Origin of the sequence: Labrenzia sp. PHM005 (assembly GCF_006517275.1) — a bacterium.
GTDB lineage: Bacteria > Pseudomonadota > Alphaproteobacteria > Rhizobiales > Stappiaceae > Roseibium.
The window spans coordinates 308517-325745 of sequence record NZ_CP041191.1 but is presented as its reverse complement, the minus strand read 5'-3'; the positions used below and the strand labels follow the sequence as shown (position 1 = coordinate 325745).

At 54.9% G+C, this 17229-nt stretch carries 13 protein-coding genes; 6 read left to right on the top strand and 7 right to left on the bottom strand.

Going from position 1 to position 17229, the window contains the following annotated elements; all coding sequences use genetic code 11:
• The first annotated feature begins 155 nt into the window (after positions 1 to 155).
• From FJ695_RS01650 to FJ695_RS01625, 6 genes are all read left to right on the top strand, one after another.
• Positions 156 to 2351, top strand: a complete 2196-nt coding sequence (locus FJ695_RS01650) for a primosomal protein N' (RefSeq protein ID WP_141183815.1) — start codon at positions 156 to 158, stop codon at positions 2349 to 2351.
• 568 nt (positions 2352 to 2919) lie between these two features.
• On the top strand, positions 2920 to 3480 hold the full coding sequence (locus tag FJ695_RS01645) for a F0F1 ATP synthase subunit delta (protein ID WP_141183814.1): 561 nt from the start codon (positions 2920 to 2922) through the stop codon (positions 3478 to 3480).
• Positions 3480 to 5009: a F0F1 ATP synthase subunit alpha gene (atpA, locus tag FJ695_RS01640; RefSeq protein ID WP_141183813.1), complete on the top strand. Its 1530-nt coding sequence runs from the start codon at positions 3480 to 3482 to the stop codon at positions 5007 to 5009. Before FJ695_RS01645 ends, atpA begins: the two co-directional genes overlap by 1 nt.
• 33 nt (positions 5010 to 5042) lie before the next feature.
• On the top strand, positions 5043 to 5927 hold the full coding sequence (locus FJ695_RS01635; protein WP_141183812.1) for a F0F1 ATP synthase subunit gamma: 885 nt from the start codon (positions 5043 to 5045) through the stop codon (positions 5925 to 5927).
• Positions 5928 to 5952: 25 nt separating this feature from the next.
• Positions 5953 to 7377 (top strand): F0F1 ATP synthase subunit beta, encoded by a 1425-nt coding sequence (atpD, locus tag FJ695_RS01630; protein ID WP_141183811.1) that lies wholly within the window; start codon positions 5953 to 5955, stop codon positions 7375 to 7377.
• A 106-nt stretch (positions 7378 to 7483) separates the two neighbouring features.
• Positions 7484 to 7891: a F0F1 ATP synthase subunit epsilon gene (locus FJ695_RS01625; RefSeq protein WP_141183810.1), complete on the top strand. Its 408-nt coding sequence runs from the start codon at positions 7484 to 7486 to the stop codon at positions 7889 to 7891.
• A gap of 78 nt (positions 7892 to 7969) precedes the next feature.
• Here the strand turns inward: FJ695_RS01625 and FJ695_RS01620 are convergent, their stop codons facing one another.
• From FJ695_RS01620 to FJ695_RS01590, 7 genes are all read right to left on the bottom strand, one after another.
• Entirely contained in the window at positions 7970 to 11371 is a 3402-nt protein-coding gene (locus FJ695_RS01620) for a PAS-domain containing protein (RefSeq protein ID WP_141183809.1), read from the bottom strand.
• Positions 11372 to 11684: 313 nt separating this feature from the next.
• Positions 11685 to 11891, bottom strand: a complete 207-nt coding sequence (locus tag FJ695_RS01615) for a hypothetical protein (protein ID WP_141183808.1) — start codon at positions 11889 to 11891, stop codon at positions 11685 to 11687.
• A gap of 288 nt (positions 11892 to 12179) precedes the next feature.
• A complete protein-coding gene (locus FJ695_RS01610; protein ID WP_141183807.1) occupies positions 12180 to 13799 on the bottom strand; it encodes an NTP transferase domain-containing protein in 1620 nt (539 codons plus the stop codon).
• Positions 13796 to 14491, bottom strand: coding sequence for an XdhC family protein (locus tag FJ695_RS01605; RefSeq protein WP_141183806.1), 696 nt, complete (start codon positions 14489 to 14491; stop codon positions 13796 to 13798). The genes FJ695_RS01610 and FJ695_RS01605 overlap by 4 nt, the downstream gene beginning before the upstream one ends.
• 3 nt (positions 14492 to 14494) lie before the next feature.
• Positions 14495 to 15124, bottom strand: a complete 630-nt coding sequence (locus tag FJ695_RS01600) for a LysE family translocator (RefSeq protein WP_141183805.1) — start codon at positions 15122 to 15124, stop codon at positions 14495 to 14497.
• A 13-nt stretch (positions 15125 to 15137) separates the two neighbouring features.
• Positions 15138 to 15473, bottom strand: a complete 336-nt coding sequence (locus tag FJ695_RS01595) for an XdhC family protein (protein WP_141183804.1) — start codon at positions 15471 to 15473, stop codon at positions 15138 to 15140.
• A 127-nt stretch (positions 15474 to 15600) separates the two neighbouring features.
• Positions 15601 to 17211: a phosphoenolpyruvate carboxykinase gene (locus FJ695_RS01590; RefSeq protein ID WP_141183803.1), complete on the bottom strand. Its 1611-nt coding sequence runs from the start codon at positions 17209 to 17211 to the stop codon at positions 15601 to 15603.
• Between the last annotated feature and the right edge of the window lie 18 nt (positions 17212 to 17229).

Below are 17229 nucleotides of genomic sequence, written 5' to 3'. Positions count from 1 at the left end.
GTGATAGAATTTTTGTGGTACGTACCTCAAAATTTTGTTGGCTTGCGCTGGAGCCAGATCCGGGCGATCTCCGGGCACAGCATTGGTTCGTCGTTTGAAACGGCTGGCCGCTTGAAAACTTGTGTCTGATCACATGGGAAAGACTGCGAAGCGCCGTGCTGTTTGACGATTTGGAGCCAAAAGAGACGATAGCGAGCGTACTGGTGCCGGTCGCGGTGCCGGTAGCCTATACATATAAAGTGCCGACGGGCCAGACGGTCGTTCCTGGCACCATCGTCAAGGTTCCACTTGGACCCCGCGAAGTGATTGGCGCTGTCTGGGATGGGGAGCCGGATGCAGCGATCAACCCGAAAAAACTAAAATCCATTTCCCATATCTATGAGACCACACCGCCGCTGGATAAAGATCTGCGCCGGTTTGTCGACTGGGTGGCTAGCTGGACACTTGGTGCACCCGGCATGGTGGTGCGCATGGTGCTCAGATCAGAAGAGGCTTTGGAGCCGGAAGCACCCGTTCCCGGGGTTAGGCGTATTGAGGGGGCTGAACCAGAGCGCATGACCCCGGCGCGCCGGCGGGTTCTGGAAACCATGGAAGATGGCTTCGCCTGGACCAAGAGCGGGCTGGCTCATGCGGCCGGTGTCAGCGCGTCGGTGATCGACGGGCTGATCCATCAGGAAGTTCTGGAAGTTGTTTTCATGCCGGCTGCACCGCCGCCACCGAAACCCCAGTTAGACTATGCGCAAAAGGAACTGACTCCGGCTCAGCAAGCCGCTGCTGAAACGTTGCAAGACAGTTTTGATAAGGGCGCGGCGGTGACCTTAATCGATGGTGTCACAGGATCAGGAAAGACCGAAGTCTATTTCGAGGCGATTGCTGAAGCACTCAAACGGGACAAACAGGCGCTGGTCCTTTTGCCCGAAATTGCGCTGACGGAACAATTCTTGCGCCGGTTCGAACAAAGATTCGGCGTCTATCCTGCTGAATGGCACTCCGAAATCACGCCAAAAAACCGGGCCCGGGTGTGGCGTGGGGTCGCCTCTGGCGATGTCCGTGTTGTGATTGGTGCGCGTTCGTCCTTGTTTCTTCCGTTTAAGGAACTCGGACTAATCATCGTCGATGAAGAGCACGATGGCGCCTTCAAGCAGGATGACCGTGTGCCCTACAGCGCCCGGGACATGGCAGTGGTGCGGGGTCATATCTCAAGATTTCCTGTTGTGCTGGCGTCCGCCACGCCGTCGATCGAAAGCCGGGTGAACGCTGAACAAGGACGGTATGGTCTCGTAGAACTGCCCGACCGAGCCTCGGGCGCGGCGTTGCCGGACCTGTCCGCCATCGACATGCGTCTGGACGGACCGGAGCAGGGGCGCTGGCTGGCACCGGGTTTGGTGGGTGCAATCAAAGAATCTTATGCCAACGGCGATCAATCTCTTTTGTTCTTAAACCGCCGCGGATATGCCCCCCTGACATTATGTCGCACCTGCGGTCATCGCTTCCAATGTCCGCATTGCAGCACCTGGCTGGTCGAGCACCGGTTTCAGAAAAAACTAGTCTGCCATCACTGCGGTCACAATGAGCGCGTTCCGGAGAGTTGTCCGTCCTGTCAAAGCACCAATACACTGGTTGCCTGCGGGCCGGGGGTCGAGCGGATTGCGGAAGAAGTCAGCGACCTTTTTCCCCAAGCACGCACGTTGGTGTTGTCATCCGATCTGCCCGGCGGGCCAGAACGCCTGAAGCGGGAAATGAAGATCGTCGAAGAAGGCGGCGCCGATATCATTATCGGAACGCAGTTGGTCGCCAAAGGGCATAATTTTCCGAAACTCAAGCTGGTTGGTGTGGTCGATGCCGATCTGGGTCTTGCCCATGGAGATCCGCGCGCTGCGGAAAAAACCTTCCAGCTGCTGGCGCAGGTGACCGGCCGCGCTGGCCGGGTCACTGGCGGTGGTCGGGGTTTTCTTCAGACCTACAGCGCGGACCATCCGGTGATCAGAGCGCTTTTGTCTAATGACAAACATGCCTTCTACCAAGCAGAGATTGAAGCCCGCCGTGCAGCCGGACTGCCTCCGTTTGGCCGCCTGGCGGCCGTGGTGATATCAGGGCCGGACAAGGTTTTTGCTGAAGGGTACGCCCGGCAGCTTGTCCGCGCCGCGCCTCAGGATACCGCCGTTACGCTGCTCGGGCCTGCTGAAGCGGCCCTTGCGATGGTTCGTGGGCGCTACCGGTTCCGCCTCCTTGCCATGGCACCACGCCAATATGATTTACAGACTTATCTTCGTGCGTGGCTCGCAGCTGGACCAAAGCCCAGCAAAGGTCTGCGTGTTCAGGTCGACATAGACCCTCAGCATTTCCTTTGATCTGCTTTCTCCCGGACGGAGAAGTTTTTTCAATGCCTAAGGCTGAAAAGACGGCAGGGGATGAAAGTGTCGTTTTGCCTAGGCCTCGTGACCGGACACAAAAACCACTGATGCGAGGTGAAAGACATGGCCAAGGCCCCGCTTTGGGATGAGTTTATGTCCAGGGTCGGTAGCAATATCCGTATAGAGCAGATGATATTCGGCGAGCTCCAACCGTAGTTGGAGGCTTAATCTGTAATTCCGTCATTATTCTTTGGTGGCATGAGTTCTAATTACAAAACTGCCTGAATGTGCGGAGAATTCCAGCACCCACCTAAAGGTTTATGGGGGCTAGGCCGTCTCGTTTCGCAGCACTTTTTATGACGATAGGGCAAAAAACAGCTCTGAATCGGCAAATACAGCCTTTCGGCGGCGTTGCACACTGGGAAACCCTGTGCTAATTGAGGCGCGGCTTTGGGGGAACGGTTTAACCGTCATACCTTCTGACCTTGAAATCATTCATTTTTTCAATGCCTTGCGGACACTTGCTGTTTTGCGGGCATGAAAAACGTCAGAGAGCACGGACCTGGTGACTGACAACGTATCTCTCGTATCCGGCGTGGCACAGCGTTATGCGTCCGCCCTTCTCGACCTTGCAGAGGGTGACGGCGTAACGGCAGACGTGGAACGGGATCTGACAGCTTTTGAAGGCATGCTTGCCGAAAGCGACGATCTCGACCGTCTTGTGAAAAGCCCGGCATTCAGTGCTGAGGAGCAGCTTGCAGCGCTCACCGCACTTCTGGACAAGGCTGGCATCAAAGGCCTGGCCGCAAACTTTGTGAAGCTGGCCGCCCGTAACCGGCGCCTCTTCGTACTTCCCGGCATGATCAAGGCGTTCCGCGCTCTGCTTGCAGAAAAGCGTGGCGAGGAAACAGCTGAGGTAATCTCCGCAGCTGAATTGTCTGACGAACATGTCGCTGCCCTGAAAGAAGCGCTCTCTGCTTCCACGGGCAAATCCGTAAACATCGCAGCAAAGGTTGATCCTGCTCTGATCGGTGGCCTGGTGGTCAAGGTCGGGTCCCGCATGATCGATACCTCACTGCGTACTAAGCTCAATTCACTCAAGTTCGCGATGAAAGAGGTCGGCTGATGGATATTCGGGCCGCGGAAATTTCCGCAATCCTCAAGGACCAGATCAAGAGCTTTGGCCAGGAAGCCGAAGTTTCTGAAGTTGGTCAGGTGCTCTCCGTCGGTGACGGTATCGCCCGTGTTTATGGTCTGGACAAAGTTCAGGCTGGTGAAATGGTCGAATTCCCAGGTGGCATTAAGGGCATGGCCCTGAACCTGGAATCTGACAACGTCGGTGTCGTTATCTTCGGTTCTGACCGTGACATTAAAGAAGGCGACACCGTTAAGCGGACCGGCGCCATCGTTGAGGTCCCGGTTGGCAAAGGTCTTCTGGGCCGCGTTGTCGATCCGCTCGGCAACCCGATCGACGGCAAAGGCCCGATCGAAGCAACTGAAAAGCGCCGTGTGGACGTTAAAGCGCCAGGCATCCTGCCGCGTAAGTCCGTGCACGAGCCGATGTCTACTGGCCTCAAGTCCATTGACGCCCTGATCCCGGTTGGCCGTGGTCAGCGCGAGCTTGTCATTGGTGACCGTCAGACCGGTAAAACTGCGATCATCCTCGACACATTCCTCAACCAGAAGCCGCTGCATGCTGGCGACGACGAAGATGCAAAACTCTACTGCATCTACGTTGCTGTTGGTCAGAAGCGGTCAACCGTTGCCCAGTTCGTTAAGACGCTGGAAGACAACGGCGCTCTGGAATACTCCATCGTTATCGCCGCGACCGCGTCCGAAGCTGCTCCGCTGCAGTTCCTGGCACCGTTCGCTGGCTGTGCAATGGGCGAGTTCTTCCGTGACAACGGCATGCACGCCGTGATTGGTTACGACGATCTGACAAAGCAGGCTGTTGCTTACCGTCAGATGTCTCTGCTTCTTCGCCGCCCGCCGGGACGTGAAGCTTTCCCGGGCGACGTTTTCTACCTGCACTCCCGTCTTCTGGAACGTGCTGCGAAACTGAACGAAGATCATGGCAAGGGCTCTTTGACCGCTCTTCCGGTCATCGAAACCCAGGGCAATGACGTGTCCGCGTTTATTCCGACCAACGTGATCTCGATCACTGATGGTCAGATCTTCCTGGAAACGGACCTGTTCTATCAGGGTATCCGTCCGGCTGTGAACGTTGGTCTGTCGGTGTCCCGTGTGGGCTCTTCTGCGCAGATCAAGGCGATGAAACAGGTTGCCGGCCCGATTAAGGGTGAACTGGCTCAGTACCGTGAAATGGCTGCGTTCGCGCAGTTCGGTTCTGACCTGGATGCCACCACCCAGCGCCTGCTGAACCGTGGTGCACGCCTGACCGAACTTCTGAAGCAGCCGCAATTCTCGCCGCTGAAGACTGAAGAACAGGTCGCCGTAATCTACGCTGGCGTGAATGGTTATCTCGACAACCATCCGGTTGACCGTGTGAAGGAATTTGAAGAAGGACTTCTTCTGTTCTTGCGCGGTGAGCACAAAGAGCTGCTCGACGCCATTTGGGAGAAGAAGGCACTTGACGACGATCTGACGGGCAAGCTGAAAGCTGCGCTCGACACGTTCGCCAAGAACTTCGCTTAAGACCACACGCTGGGATAAGGAGCAGGGGCGGCCATGCCGAGCCTGAAGGACTTACGAAACCGCATCGCTTCTGTTAAGGCGACGCAGAAAATCACCAAGGCCATGCAAATGGTGGCCGCGGCGAAACTGCGTCGTGCACAGGAAGCTGCGGAGGCCGCGCGTCCCTATGCGGAACGCATGGAAAGCGTGCTGGCCAACCTCGCCGTGGCTTTTGAAGGCCGCGACGACGCTCCGAAGCTGATGTCCGGTACGGGCAATGACCAGGTTCATCTCCTGGTCGTTGCAACCGCCGAACGCGGTCTTTGCGGCGGCTTCAACACAAACATCGCCAAGCTGGCACGCGAAAAGGCCAAAAGCCTGATCGGGCAGGGCAAGACGGTTAAGATCCTCTGTGTGGGCAAGAAAGGGTTCGACGCGATCAAGCGTGACCTCGGCCAGCACGTGATCGAAACCATCGAGCTGCGCGGCGTCAAGAACGTAGGTTTCTCCAACGCGGATGAAATCGGCCGGAAAATCCTCTCCATGTACGACAATGGTGAGTTTGACGTCTGCACGCTGTTCTACGCGACCTTCCAATCTGTCATTGCCCAGATCCCAACTGCACAGCAGTTGATTCCTGCTCACTTCGAAGCAAGTGAAGGCAACGACGAAGAAGGCGCCAGCGCGGTCTACGAGTATGAGCCGGATGAGGCCGAGATCCTCGCAGATCTCCTGCCGCGGAACATCTCCATTCAGGTTTTCCGGGCTCTTCTGGAAAACGCTGCATCTGAGCAAGGCGCCCGTATGTCCGCAATGGACAACGCGACGCGCAACGCAGGCGACATGATCGACAAGCTGACGATCAACTACAACCGCCAGCGTCAGGCTCAGATTACGACCGAATTGATTGAAATTATCTCAGGCGCGGAAGCGCTGTAACGGGATCGAGACGAGGATTAGGGAAATGGCTGACAAAAAAGTCGGACGGGTCACCCAGGTCATCGGCGCCGTTGTCGACGTCAAGTTCGATGACCATCTGCCGTTGATCCTGAACGCTCTTGAAGCAGACAACCAGGGCAACCGCTTGGTGCTCGAAGTTGCTCAGCACTTGGGCGAAAACACAGTACGTACCATCGCGATGGACTCCACAGAGGGTCTGGTTCGCGGTCAAGAAGTTGTCGATACCGGTTCTGCCATCATGGTTCCGGTTGGAGACGGCACACTCGGCCGCATCATGAACGTGATTGGTGAGCCGGTTGATGATGCTGGCGAAATCAAGCACGAAGCCAAGCGCGGCATTCACCAGGAAGCTCCGGAATTCATCGAGCAGTCCACCGAAGCTGAAATCCTTGTAACGGGCATCAAGGTCGTTGACCTTCTCGCACCGTACGCAAAGGGCGGTAAGATCGGTCTGTTCGGCGGCGCCGGCGTTGGTAAAACCGTTCTCATCATGGAATTGATCAACAACATCGCTAAGGCGCACGGCGGTTACTCCGTATTCGCTGGTGTTGGTGAGCGGACCCGTGAAGGCAACGACCTTTACTGGGAAATGATCGAATCCAACGTGAACAAGGAAGGCGGCGGAGAAGGCTCCAAAGCGGCCCTCGTTTACGGTCAGATGAACGAGCCTCCCGGAGCCCGTGCCCGTGTTGCCTTGACCGGTCTGACGGTTGCTGAACACTTCCGTGACGAAGGCCAGGACGTTCTGTTCTTCGTGGACAACATCTTCCGCTTCACCCAGGCTGGTTCTGAGGTGTCTGCGCTTCTCGGCCGTATCCCGTCTGCTGTGGGTTACCAGCCGACACTTGCCACCGACATGGGCGGCATGCAGGAGCGGATCACCACCACGAACAAGGGCTCAATCACCTCGGTTCAGGCCGTTTACGTTCCTGCCGATGACTTGACCGACCCGGCACCGGCTTCGACCTTTGCTCACTTGGATGCGACCACGGTTCTGAACCGCGCCATCGCTGAAAAAGGTATCTACCCGGCTGTGGATCCGCTGGATTCCTCATCCCGTATGCTGGATGCCCGTATCATCGGTGAAGAGCACTACGAAACAGCCCGTGCTGTTCAAGGTACTCTGCAGCGCTACAAGGCTCTTCAGGACATCATCGCCATCCTCGGTATGGACGAACTGTCTGAAGAAGATAAGCTCACCGTGGCACGTGCCCGTAAGATCGAGCGCTTCCTGTCCCAGCCGTTCTTTGTGGCTGAGGTCTTCACCGGTTCTCCGGGCAAGCTGGTTGCTCTGGAAGACACCATCAAGGGCTTCAAAGGCCTTGTTGAAGGTGAATACGACCACCTGCCGGAAGCAGCTTTCTACATGGTTGGCTCCATTGATGAAGCCATCGAGAAAGCTCAGAAGCTGGCTGCAGAAGCCGCTTAAGGCATTGACGGACCGGACGTTCATGAGAATGTCCGGTTCACTCCCGTTTGATGGGCCTGCGTTTGCACTGTCCATCTGAACCGAAGACTGACAAGGAAGACGCCAAATGGCTGAACTTTTCCAGTTTGAGTTGGTCTCGCCGGAGCGCCAGCTCCTGTCCGACGAAGTTGCCGAGGTTGTGATCCCTGGCACTGAAGGCGAGTTTGGCGTTCTGAAGAACCACAGCCCATTCATGTCCACCATCAAGCCGGGCATCTTGAAAGTCCGCAATGGCGGTGGTGCGTGGGACGAATACTTCGTCCGCGGCGGTTTTGCTGATGTGGCGCCAGGCGGCTTGACCGTTCTTGCAGAACAGGCAATCCCGGTGTCCGAAATCAGCGCAGAACAACTCGATCAGCAGATCAAAGATGCTGAAGAAGATGTTGCTGACGCCAAGGATGACGACACCAAACAAAAGGCCGAGATGACTTTATCTCAGCTGAAGGACGTCGCAGAAGCGTTGAAAGCGGCCTAATCCGGCTTCAATTTGCTGATGATTTTGAGAACGCGGTCCTAACGGGCCGCGTTTTTTTGTTTGGAGCCCTCAAAGGTTCTAGGCCACCGAGCTTTTCCCAGCTTTATGGAGTGTCTTGATCGGCCGCAATGTGCTGTTCTCATCATAAAAACGGAAGTTATTGCGCCCCTGATTTTTGACTTCATAAAGGGCGATATCGGCTTTTTTGATGATCGTACTTGTATCTGCATCACCAACGAGAATCGGCGCTATTCCAACGCTGATACCGATTTCGATTTTCTCAGCATAAATCTTAAACGGACGGCGGATGCTTTCGACAATCCTTGAGGCGATTTCTGCTGTTCCCGCTGAGTTGGGGCCGGTCCCGGGTAAAATGATGGCAAACTCATCACCGCCCAGTCGCGCAACCAGATCGGACGAGCGGACGCAGTCCCTAAAACGGATCGCAACCTGTTTAAGAAGTTCGTCGCCGACGTCATGCCCATAGGTGTCGTTGACCGGTTTGAATTTGTCCAAGTCCATGAGAAGAAGGTTGCCAGTCGTCCCCTGAATCCGCGCGTTCGCCAATGTGTCGTTTAACGTTGCGTTAAAGAGTGTTCTGTTTGCCAAACCGGTTAAGCTGTCGTGGTGGGCCGCATAGGTAATTTTGGCTGCAGCTTGTTCGCGCAGCGTGATGTCTTCATGCGTGCCGATCCAACCGCCCCCGGGAAGAGGAGCATGAATGACGGAAACGATTTTGCCATTTTTATGGGCGAATTTGGACCGAACGACTTCTCCGGCACTCATTCGCATCATCAAGTCCTGGATGTGTTCTTGCACGTCCCCTTCAAAATCGCCGCGGGCTTTTTCAGCATCGATCAATTCTCTCAATGTCTTACCCTTGACGACTTCACCGTCAGGTTTGCCGAAGATGTCGATGTATTGCCGGTTCCAAAGGGTGATGCGGCCACGTTCATCAAAGACACTGACGCCCTGGCGCATGTTGGCAAGGACGGTTTCCAGTTCTTCAAACCGGTGCCGGGCCAGCTGCTCGCTCTCTGCGAGTTCTTTCTCCATCTTTTTGCGGTCAGTGACGTCAAAGAAATTTAAGATGGCTCCCCCGGTAGGCAGCGGTGTCCCACGCACTTCCAAAAACTTGCCGTCTGCTGTACTCCGATCAAAATTGTACGGATCAGGAGATTTCAATTGACTAAATTTTTCCAAGGCAAGCTGTTCGGGGTCGCCCGGCCCAAAGTTCCCTTTTTCCGCAGTGAATTTTAGATAATCCAATATATGGAGTTTGCGATCGACGAGCTCCTGCGGATATCCAAGCAACTCGCCATAGGCGGAGTTGCAGGATGCCAATTGGAAGTGTTCGTCATAATGGACGACACCGCCGGGGAAGTTGTCAAAGATGACTTGAAGCGTATCAGCCTGCACTTTGGTTTCGGTCATGTTGGTCAATGACACAACCACACCATCAAAACCGGACCGAGAATCATCTTCGATCGAACGTGCATTGAGCCTTAGCCAACTCGTCGAATAACCGAAAGCTGGCGTAAACCTTACTAGGATGTCTGTCATGACATGCGGATCGCGGACAGACATCGACAATGGTTCGTTACAGTGCCCGATCCCGTCAATATCGCAGGTCATGTCGAGATCAAGCTGATCAACGTTGCGGCCTATCAATTCATCTAAGGGGTATCTCAGGAGATCGACGACCGCGGGGTTCGCGGACTGGATATTCCCGTTACGGTCAATCAGCAAGACACCTTCGCTCAGCGCCTCCAGTGTTGTTCTTTGGATCGCTTCTGCCTGCAGGATTTTCTGCTCAGTTTGTTTCCGTTCTGTAATGTCAAATACGTTAAATACGACGCCGCCGTCAGGGAGCGCGGTTGAGCGGATATCAAGAACCTGTCCATTGGCTTGCACGCGCTCTTCTTGGGTTGGAACAGAAAGATCCCAGTTGTTGTACCTTTCTTGAGCAAGCTGCTCGGGGTCGCCTTGACCGTAATCTCCTCGAGCCGCCTGATATCGCATAAAGTCCAGTTTGTGAGCTTTTCGCTCAATCAGTTCTTCAGGAAAACTCAACATCTGTTGGAAGGAATTGTTGCACGCAGAAAAGTGCATATTCTTGTCAAAGCAAGCAATGCCGGCGGAAACATTATCAAATACAGCCTTTAGTGTTTCCTCTTGCCGCCGTTGCTCGGTGATGTCTTTTAGAGATACGACGACACCATCCAATCCAAACTCGTTTTCTGCTTCAACCGGGGACGCGTTGACGCGTAGCCAATAGGAGTCAGATGTTCCTTTGCGAGCAACGCACGCAACGATGTCGTTTACCCGTTCCGGATGGGATGAAATCGTTCGTAGGATCGCCGCCGACTTGGTTTTATCGTTGCCTTCGAAACGCAACTCAATATCGAGGTCCTGGATCCGAGATCCGGTAAGGTCTTCGGGAGAATAGCCAAGAAAATCGGCACCGGCAGCATTGATCGACTGGATGTTTCCGGATCTGCTAATGAGCAAAATCCCTTCGCTCAGACTTTCCAGTGTCGTTCGCTGTGTCGCTTCTGCCGCACGGATGGATGTTTCTGTCTTCTTTTGGTCTGTGATGTCTTGAAAACCGCCAATCAGCCGCGTGACTTCACCATCTTCAAATATTGGGCGTCCGACCGCTCGGACCCAGATATTCCGGCCGGTAGCTGTTGTGAACGGAACGTCTACATCCCACCCAATTTTTTGTTCAATTGCTTGCTCTATGGCGTGGGAGATTTTGCTGCGGCTATCAGGCGGATAGAAGGCAAGCGCGAGTTCAACAGTCGGCTGGAAATCCTCAGGTACTTCGTGGATTTCGCGTGTTTTTGCGGTCCAGGTCAAATTGTTGGACTTGAGGCATAATTCCCAAGCGCCCACACCTGAAACACTCGCCACTTCTTCAAGGAGTTCGCCTTTGAGCAGCGCAGTATTCCGCTCGGCATCCGCCTGCTTAACAGCTTGTTCTGTTTCGACCGTTGCCTGGTGGGTTTTGATCAAACCTTCGACGACGGTGCCAAGGTGGCGTAGCTGTTTGAGCTGTGATGCGGTTGGCGTGTGCGGTCTGGTATCGATGACACAAAGGGTGCCAAGCCGGTGTTTCCCGTCAAGTGAGATTGGGCAGCCAGCGTAAAACCGGATCTTTGGATCGCCAACAACCAAGGGATTGTCTTTAAATCGGTCATCCTCGAGAGCATTGGGGACGACGAAGAGATCGGAAGACAAGATTGCATGCTGGCAGAAGGAGATCTCACGGGGACTGCTCACCAACTCCATGCCGCAGCAAGCTTTGAACCACTGGTCCTTTTCTTCAATGAAGGAAATCAGGGAAAATGGGCAATCGAACACAGCTGCCGCGAGCTCAACGATAGCATCATACTCCGGAAGGCGTCCGGAGTTTATAAGCTGCAGCGTTCGAAGGGCCTTCAGACGCTCGGTTTCATTTTCCGACTGGACGATCATTTTTGATTCCAGCGCTTTCGTTGCACAGTGTCATAGTTTTTTACAAAATCTATCGCCAGAATAAAAATAAAGAATTAAATTGTATGTATCTATACGCAGTAACTTCAGTGAGAAGATTAGCATATTGTAAATACAATTTACGACATTGTTAAAAGTATTATACTTACCTAGGGTAACTTGCGATATTTCGGTGTGTAATAGACCGTAAGGGCGATCAGAATGCCAAAAAACAAAAAACCCGGTCAAATGACCGGGTCCTAAAGTCTCGTGGAATTCCACGGGAATATGTGCCTTTTGGATCAGGCAGCTGTTTTTAAGCCGCGCGGCGGAAGGACAGGCTCATGCCACCACCAGACCGGTTGCGGCGGCGCTCTTCCGGCGGAATGTAGACGATGGAGCGGTGCTCTTCACAATAAGAAACGCCTGGCTCGACGCGGTTGTTGCACGGGAAGGTGTAGTTACCAGCATCACCTTCTGCCCATTTGCAGCAGCCCGGACGCGGAAGAGACAAGTCAGCCATGACAGTTTCCTTTATTTGGTCACGCACACAACAAAGGCGCTCGAGCATCCTCCCCATGTGAGGATCCGAACAGCCTTCGAAAGAAATCGGATGTAATCAGCGTTCAGGACATTTTTCATAGTCCCCCCTGCAAGCAGGGCGCTCTTCAGCAAACGCAGCGCTTACATAAGGCCAATGTCACAAAATTGCAATAGAATAGCCAGCATGACCGCTTTGCATTTGTTGCATAGCCGGTTAAAGCTTCTTTACCAATTATCTATTTTGGAAATACTTTAGAAGCAAAAACAATCATTTGGTGTGTTTATCTGGCAGGTGCCCGCCGGCTGCTTGAAGGGCTTCGGGAGTATCGAGATCTAGCCTGGCAGCTTCGCCGATGTCCACTTCGGCAACAAATCCGGGATTGTCGGCGATGACATGCCGCGCGCCAACATCGCCGCTCAAGGACTTCAGTGCTTCGAAAAAACGTCGATCCCAAAGAACCGGATTGCCGCGTTTTCCGCCGGCTGTGGCTGTGACGATCAAGTCATTGGTGTTTTGGCTATAAGCGGTAATCATTTGTCCCAGAACATCTGAAGTGATCCGGGGCATATCACCTAGAAGGATCAAGACGGCGTCAATGTCGGACTTCAAAGCATTCATACCGGTCCGGATAGAACCGGACATGCCATCGGTATAATCAGGGTTGTGCACGGTGGTCAGGTTAAGATCGGATACTTCGTCTTGGATTTTGTCGGCCAGATGTCCCGTTACCAGAATGGTCTGTGTGAGGTTCGTCCCACAGGCTGCTTCCGCCGCATGGCGGATCAGGGTTTTGCCGTCGAGTTTTGCAAGAAGCTTGTTCGGACCGCCCATACGCGAGGATTTGCCGGCGCCGAGGATAATGGCCGCAATTCTTGGCGAAGGCCTTGTGTGTTTGGGAGCGCGCGGCTGCGGCCGTGTACCGATTTCCATGAGCAGACCACCGACCCCCATAGCAGTGATGTCGTTTCCAGAAACCTCCAGCCCGGCAAGCAGCCGGTCTAAGATCCAGTCAAAGCCGTTTTCCTTGGGGCTGCGCGCGCAACCTGGTGCGCCCAGCACCGGTTTGTCATCAAACTCTCCAAGCATCAGCAAATTGCCTGGATCGACGGGCATGCCAAGATGGCGGACGGTTCCGCCAGCCATTTCCAAGGCGGCGGGAAGAACATCCGCTCGATCGACGACGGCAGATGCCCCAAACAGGATCAGAAACTCCGCGCCGTCTGCCGACAACGTGCTGATAGCGTCCGAAACGGCCGTTTCCGTATGGTCGACGCGCAGCTCTTTCAAGATTGTGCTGCCGCTTGGCCGCAGCCGGTCCTCCAGAACACGGCGGGTCTTATCCATGGTTGCCGTTTTTAAATGGGGCAGTTTGGTTGCGACTAAGCCAATCTTCTTGGGTGAAAAACCGGCGATACGAACGGCCCCATTGATTGCAGTTTCTGCCTGTTCGATCAGGGCCTCTGGCACTGCAAAGGGGATGATCTTTGATGTCGCGACCATCCGGCCCGGCGTTACCCGTGTGTAATTGGCAAGGGTTGCGAATGTGATCGCTGGATCTATCCGGTTGGCTGCTGAGACGGCGGCTGTGTCGACGACCAGAACACCGTTGGTTTCGGCAAACAGGTTCATCCGGCCGGTGAAAGGGGCGTCTTGATAAAGGCCTGTGCCTTTGGCGGCTTCTCCGAGCCTTGCTGCAGCAGTGTCTTCATCCAGGTCGTCATCATCGAAAGAAGCAACAACAACCGACTTCAGGCCGCTCTCGGCAAGGGCCCTACAATCGTCTTTCGTTAGCTTGTGGCCTTTTTTTAGGGTCCTGTCCGCAAGTTTTGTCGAATGCGCAAGGACACTGCCTTCCGCGTTGCTTGGTGCGACTGGACCGAATTTCATGTTGCTTTATCCAGCGGTTTCCGGAGTGCCTTGATGATCGAGCCCAAGACAGAAACGGCAATTTCTTCTGGGGAGGCAGAACCAATATCAAGGCCGATTGGCGCTTCGATCCGGTTCATGAGGCCCTCGGAGATACCGGCCTCGCGAAAGCGGTCAAGACGTTTGCCGTGGGTCTTCCGGCTGCCGAGCGCGCCAACGTAAAAGCACCCTGTCTTGAGCGCTTCCATCAGCGGAAAGTCATCGATTTTGGGATCGTGTGTGACAGCCGCTACGGCCGTGTAGGGATCGAGCGGCCGGTCTTTCAAAACGTCTTCGGGCCAATCAGCGATCAAGCTGCTCCCGGGAAACCGGTCTTCCGTTGCAAAAGCGGTACGCGGGTCGATCACCGTCACATCGAAACCGGCGATCTTGGCCATGGGAACTAAGGCCTGGCTGATATGAACCGCTCCGATGATCACAAGGCGGGGCGCTGGCACTGAAACTGTAAGAAATGCCTCGCCCAGGACCGTTTCAACAATGCCGGACTTCCCGGACCGGAAACGCTTGCCGAATTCTTCAGCCAGAGGGTCGTCGCTATAGGGCTTATCTTTTTGGATGAGCCGTTGCCGGCCATCAGCCATCTCAGTGACGAGGATCGCCGCGCGCCGTGCTGCCCTTTCGGCATTCAGCTGGCTGAGAAGAGAAAAATCCATGTTTTACCCGCGGTCCGTTGCCAGCTTGAGCCCAAGACCTGTGAGCACAGACCCGCCGGCCCAACGGGTCAGGGTTTGGAATTTGGAAGAGCGGCCAAGCCGTTTCGTGACTTCAGATGCAAAGAAGACCGTGACCAAATCCGCTGACGTGAAGAAGAAATTGACCACGGTACCCAGGATTAGGAATTGAGCCCAAATTGGCAAAGCTGCTTCCGGGCTGACGAACTGAGGCAGGAAGGCAATAAAAAAGACAGCCACTTTGGGATTGAGCACTTCAACCAGAACACTGTCGATAAAGGCCCGCCGGTTGGTCTTAAGCGGCAATGCGGGAACAGGTCCGGTTTCTGCGCGGGTACGGATCATTTGGATGCCGAGAAACACCAAATATGCACCACCGATCAATTTTAGGGCGAAATAGAGCGTTGGCACTGCAGCAAAAATGGCCGATAGGCCAAAAGCAGCCGCGGCAACATGGGCATAACACCCGATGTGAATGCCAAGTGCTGCAAGAAGACCAGCCTTTCTGCCACGCGATATTGTTTGCGCTGCTGTGTAGAGCAAAGCGGGGCCGGGCATATAGGCAAAAAGAGCAGCCGCCGCTGCAAAGGCCAAAAGCGTTTCAAATGAAGCCATATGGGAAACTCAATCAGGTAACAGGTTCAACATAAACAAGAATGCGGCCGCCGCAGGAGAGGCCAACGCGCCAAGCGGTTTCATCGGCAACACCGAATTCTAGCGTCGTGGGTTTGCCGGTGTCTATCACATCGACAGCTTCGGCGACCACGGCCCCTTCGACGCAGCCGCCTGACACGGATCCTTCAAAATTGCCGTCAGAATCGATGACGAGATGGGAGCCAACCGGGCGCGGTGCGGAGCCCCAGGTTTCGATTACTGTCGCGAGCGCAACGGATCGTCCAGCCTGTTTCCAAGCTTCTGTGGTCGCCAGAATATCGGGGGCGGAGCGGCTGTCGCCATCCTGCATGGTTCATTCTCCTCAAATCCATTCTGAATATAGCGGGTCCGCAAAAGGATGAAAGGAGGAGTTGCAATAGAAAAAGCACCTGCCGGCCGGCAGGTGCTCCTCAATTAGTCCACTTGTCAGACGGAATTTATTCCGCGGCAAGCCGCACCGCTGGTGCAGCGCTGCGCACAGTGCTGTCGACATGCGGCTCGAAGGTTTCGAAGTTGCCGACGAACATATCCACCAGCTTGGCGGCCTGTGCATCGTAGGCATCCTTGTCCGCCCAAGTTTCGCGCGGTGTCAGGATGGTGCTGTCAACGCCTTCAACGTCAACCGGAACCTCAAAGCCGAAATTCGCGTCCGTACGGAACGCAGCATTCGCCAGGCTGCCCGACAGAGCTGCTTGTAGCAACGTCCGGGTTGCCTTGATCGGCATGCGGTGGCCAACACCGTGGGCGCCACCGGTCCAGCCGGTGTTCACCAGCCAGCAGTCGACATTGTGCTTGGCAATCAGATCTTTCAGCAGGTTGCCGTATTCTGATGGATGCCGCGGCAGGAAAGGGGCGCCGAAGCAAGTCGAGAAGGTAGCCTGCGGCTCAGTTACGCCTTTTTCGGTACCAGCCACTTTCGCGGTGTAACCGGACAGGAAGTGGTACATGGCCTGCGCCGGAGTGAGGCGGGCAATTGGCGGCATGACGCCAAAAGCATCAGCGGTCAACATGATGATGGTTTTTGGAACCGGCGCGCAGCCTGTGTCGCTGGCATTAGAGATGAAGTGGATAGGATAGGCCGCCCGGGTGTTTTCTGTTTTCGAGCCATCGTCGAAATCCGGAACCCGGTTTTCGTCCAGAACCACATTTTCCAGAACCGTTCCGAAGCGTTGCGTGGTCGAATAGATTTCTGGTTCTGCATCGGCGGACAATTTGATTGTCTTGGCGTAGCAGCCGCCTTCGAAATTGAAGACACCGTTTTCGCTCCAGCCGTGCTCATCATCGCCGATCAACGTGCGAGACGGGTCAGCGGACAGAGTGGTCTTGCCGGTGCCAGACAGGCCAAAGAATACTGCAGTGTCACCATCTTCACCGACATTGGCCGAGCAGTGCATCGGCATGATGCCTTTTTCCGGCAGCAGGTGATTAAGAACGGTGAAGACCGATTTCTTCATTTCGCCGGCATATGATGTTCCGCCGATCAGGACGATCTTGCGGGTCAGATCAACGGCAATCACGGTTTCTGTGCGGCAACCATGCCGGGCCGGATCGGCCTTAAAGCTCGGCAGATCGACAATGGTCATTTCTGGAGCAAAAGCCGCCAGCTCGCTACGCTCGGGGCGAAGCAGCAGGTTGCGGATGAAGAGCGAATGCCAAGCATATTCGGTGTAAACACGCACCGGCAGCCGGTTTTCAGCGTCTGCTCCGCCGTAAAGGTCCTGCGCAAACAGTTCCATGCCGTCCGCATGCGCGAGGAAATCGCCCAGGAGTACATCGAACTGCTCCGGGTTCATCTGAGAATTGTTGTCCCACCACACAGTATCTTTGGTCTGGTCATCAAGAACAACAAATTTGTCTTTGGGGGAGCGGCCGGTGTGGACGCCGGTTTCGGCGACCAGCGCACCGCCTGCTGCCATCCGGCTCTCGCCGCGGGACAGTGAATACTCATAAAGCGCAGGCTCGTTCTGGTTCCAATAGAGCGCTTTCAGGCCTTTGAAACCGAAAGTCTCGCTGCCAATGGCTGAATTCCTGTCGCCTACTTCCTGCATGATCCCGAGATCCTTGTG

Bases quoted from the DNA above. Each gene is read 5' to 3' on its own strand.
- atpA (WP_141183813.1), top strand. From the start codon at position 3,480: ATGGATATTCGGGCCGCGGAAATTTCCGCAATCCTCAAGGACCAGATC.
- FJ695_RS01635 (WP_141183812.1), top strand. From the start codon at position 5,043: ATGCCGAGCCTGAAGGACTTACGAAACCGCATCGCTTCTGTTAAGGCG.
- atpD (WP_141183811.1), top strand. From the start codon at position 5,953: ATGGCTGACAAAAAAGTCGGACGGGTCACCCAGGTCATCGGCGCCGTT.
- FJ695_RS01625 (WP_141183810.1), top strand. From the start codon at position 7,484: ATGGCTGAACTTTTCCAGTTTGAGTTGGTCTCGCCGGAGCGCCAGCTC.
- FJ695_RS01620 (WP_141183809.1), bottom strand. From the start codon at position 11,371: ATGATCGTCCAGTCGGAAAATGAAACCGAGCGTCTGAAGGCCCTTCGA.
- FJ695_RS01615 (WP_141183808.1), bottom strand. From the start codon at position 11,891: ATGGCTGACTTGTCTCTTCCGCGTCCGGGCTGCTGCAAATGGGCAGAA.
- FJ695_RS01610 (WP_141183807.1), bottom strand. From the start codon at position 13,799: ATGAAATTCGGTCCAGTCGCACCAAGCAACGCGGAAGGCAGTGTCCTT.
- FJ695_RS01605 (WP_141183806.1), bottom strand. From the start codon at position 14,491: ATGGATTTTTCTCTTCTCAGCCAGCTGAATGCCGAAAGGGCAGCACGG.
- FJ695_RS01600 (WP_141183805.1), bottom strand. From the start codon at position 15,124: ATGGCTTCATTTGAAACGCTTTTGGCCTTTGCAGCGGCGGCTGCTCTT.
- FJ695_RS01595 (WP_141183804.1), bottom strand. From the start codon at position 15,473: ATGCAGGATGGCGACAGCCGCTCCGCCCCCGATATTCTGGCGACCACA.
- FJ695_RS01590 (WP_141183803.1), bottom strand. From the start codon at position 17,211: ATGCAGGAAGTAGGCGACAGGAATTCAGCCATTGGCAGCGAGACTTTC.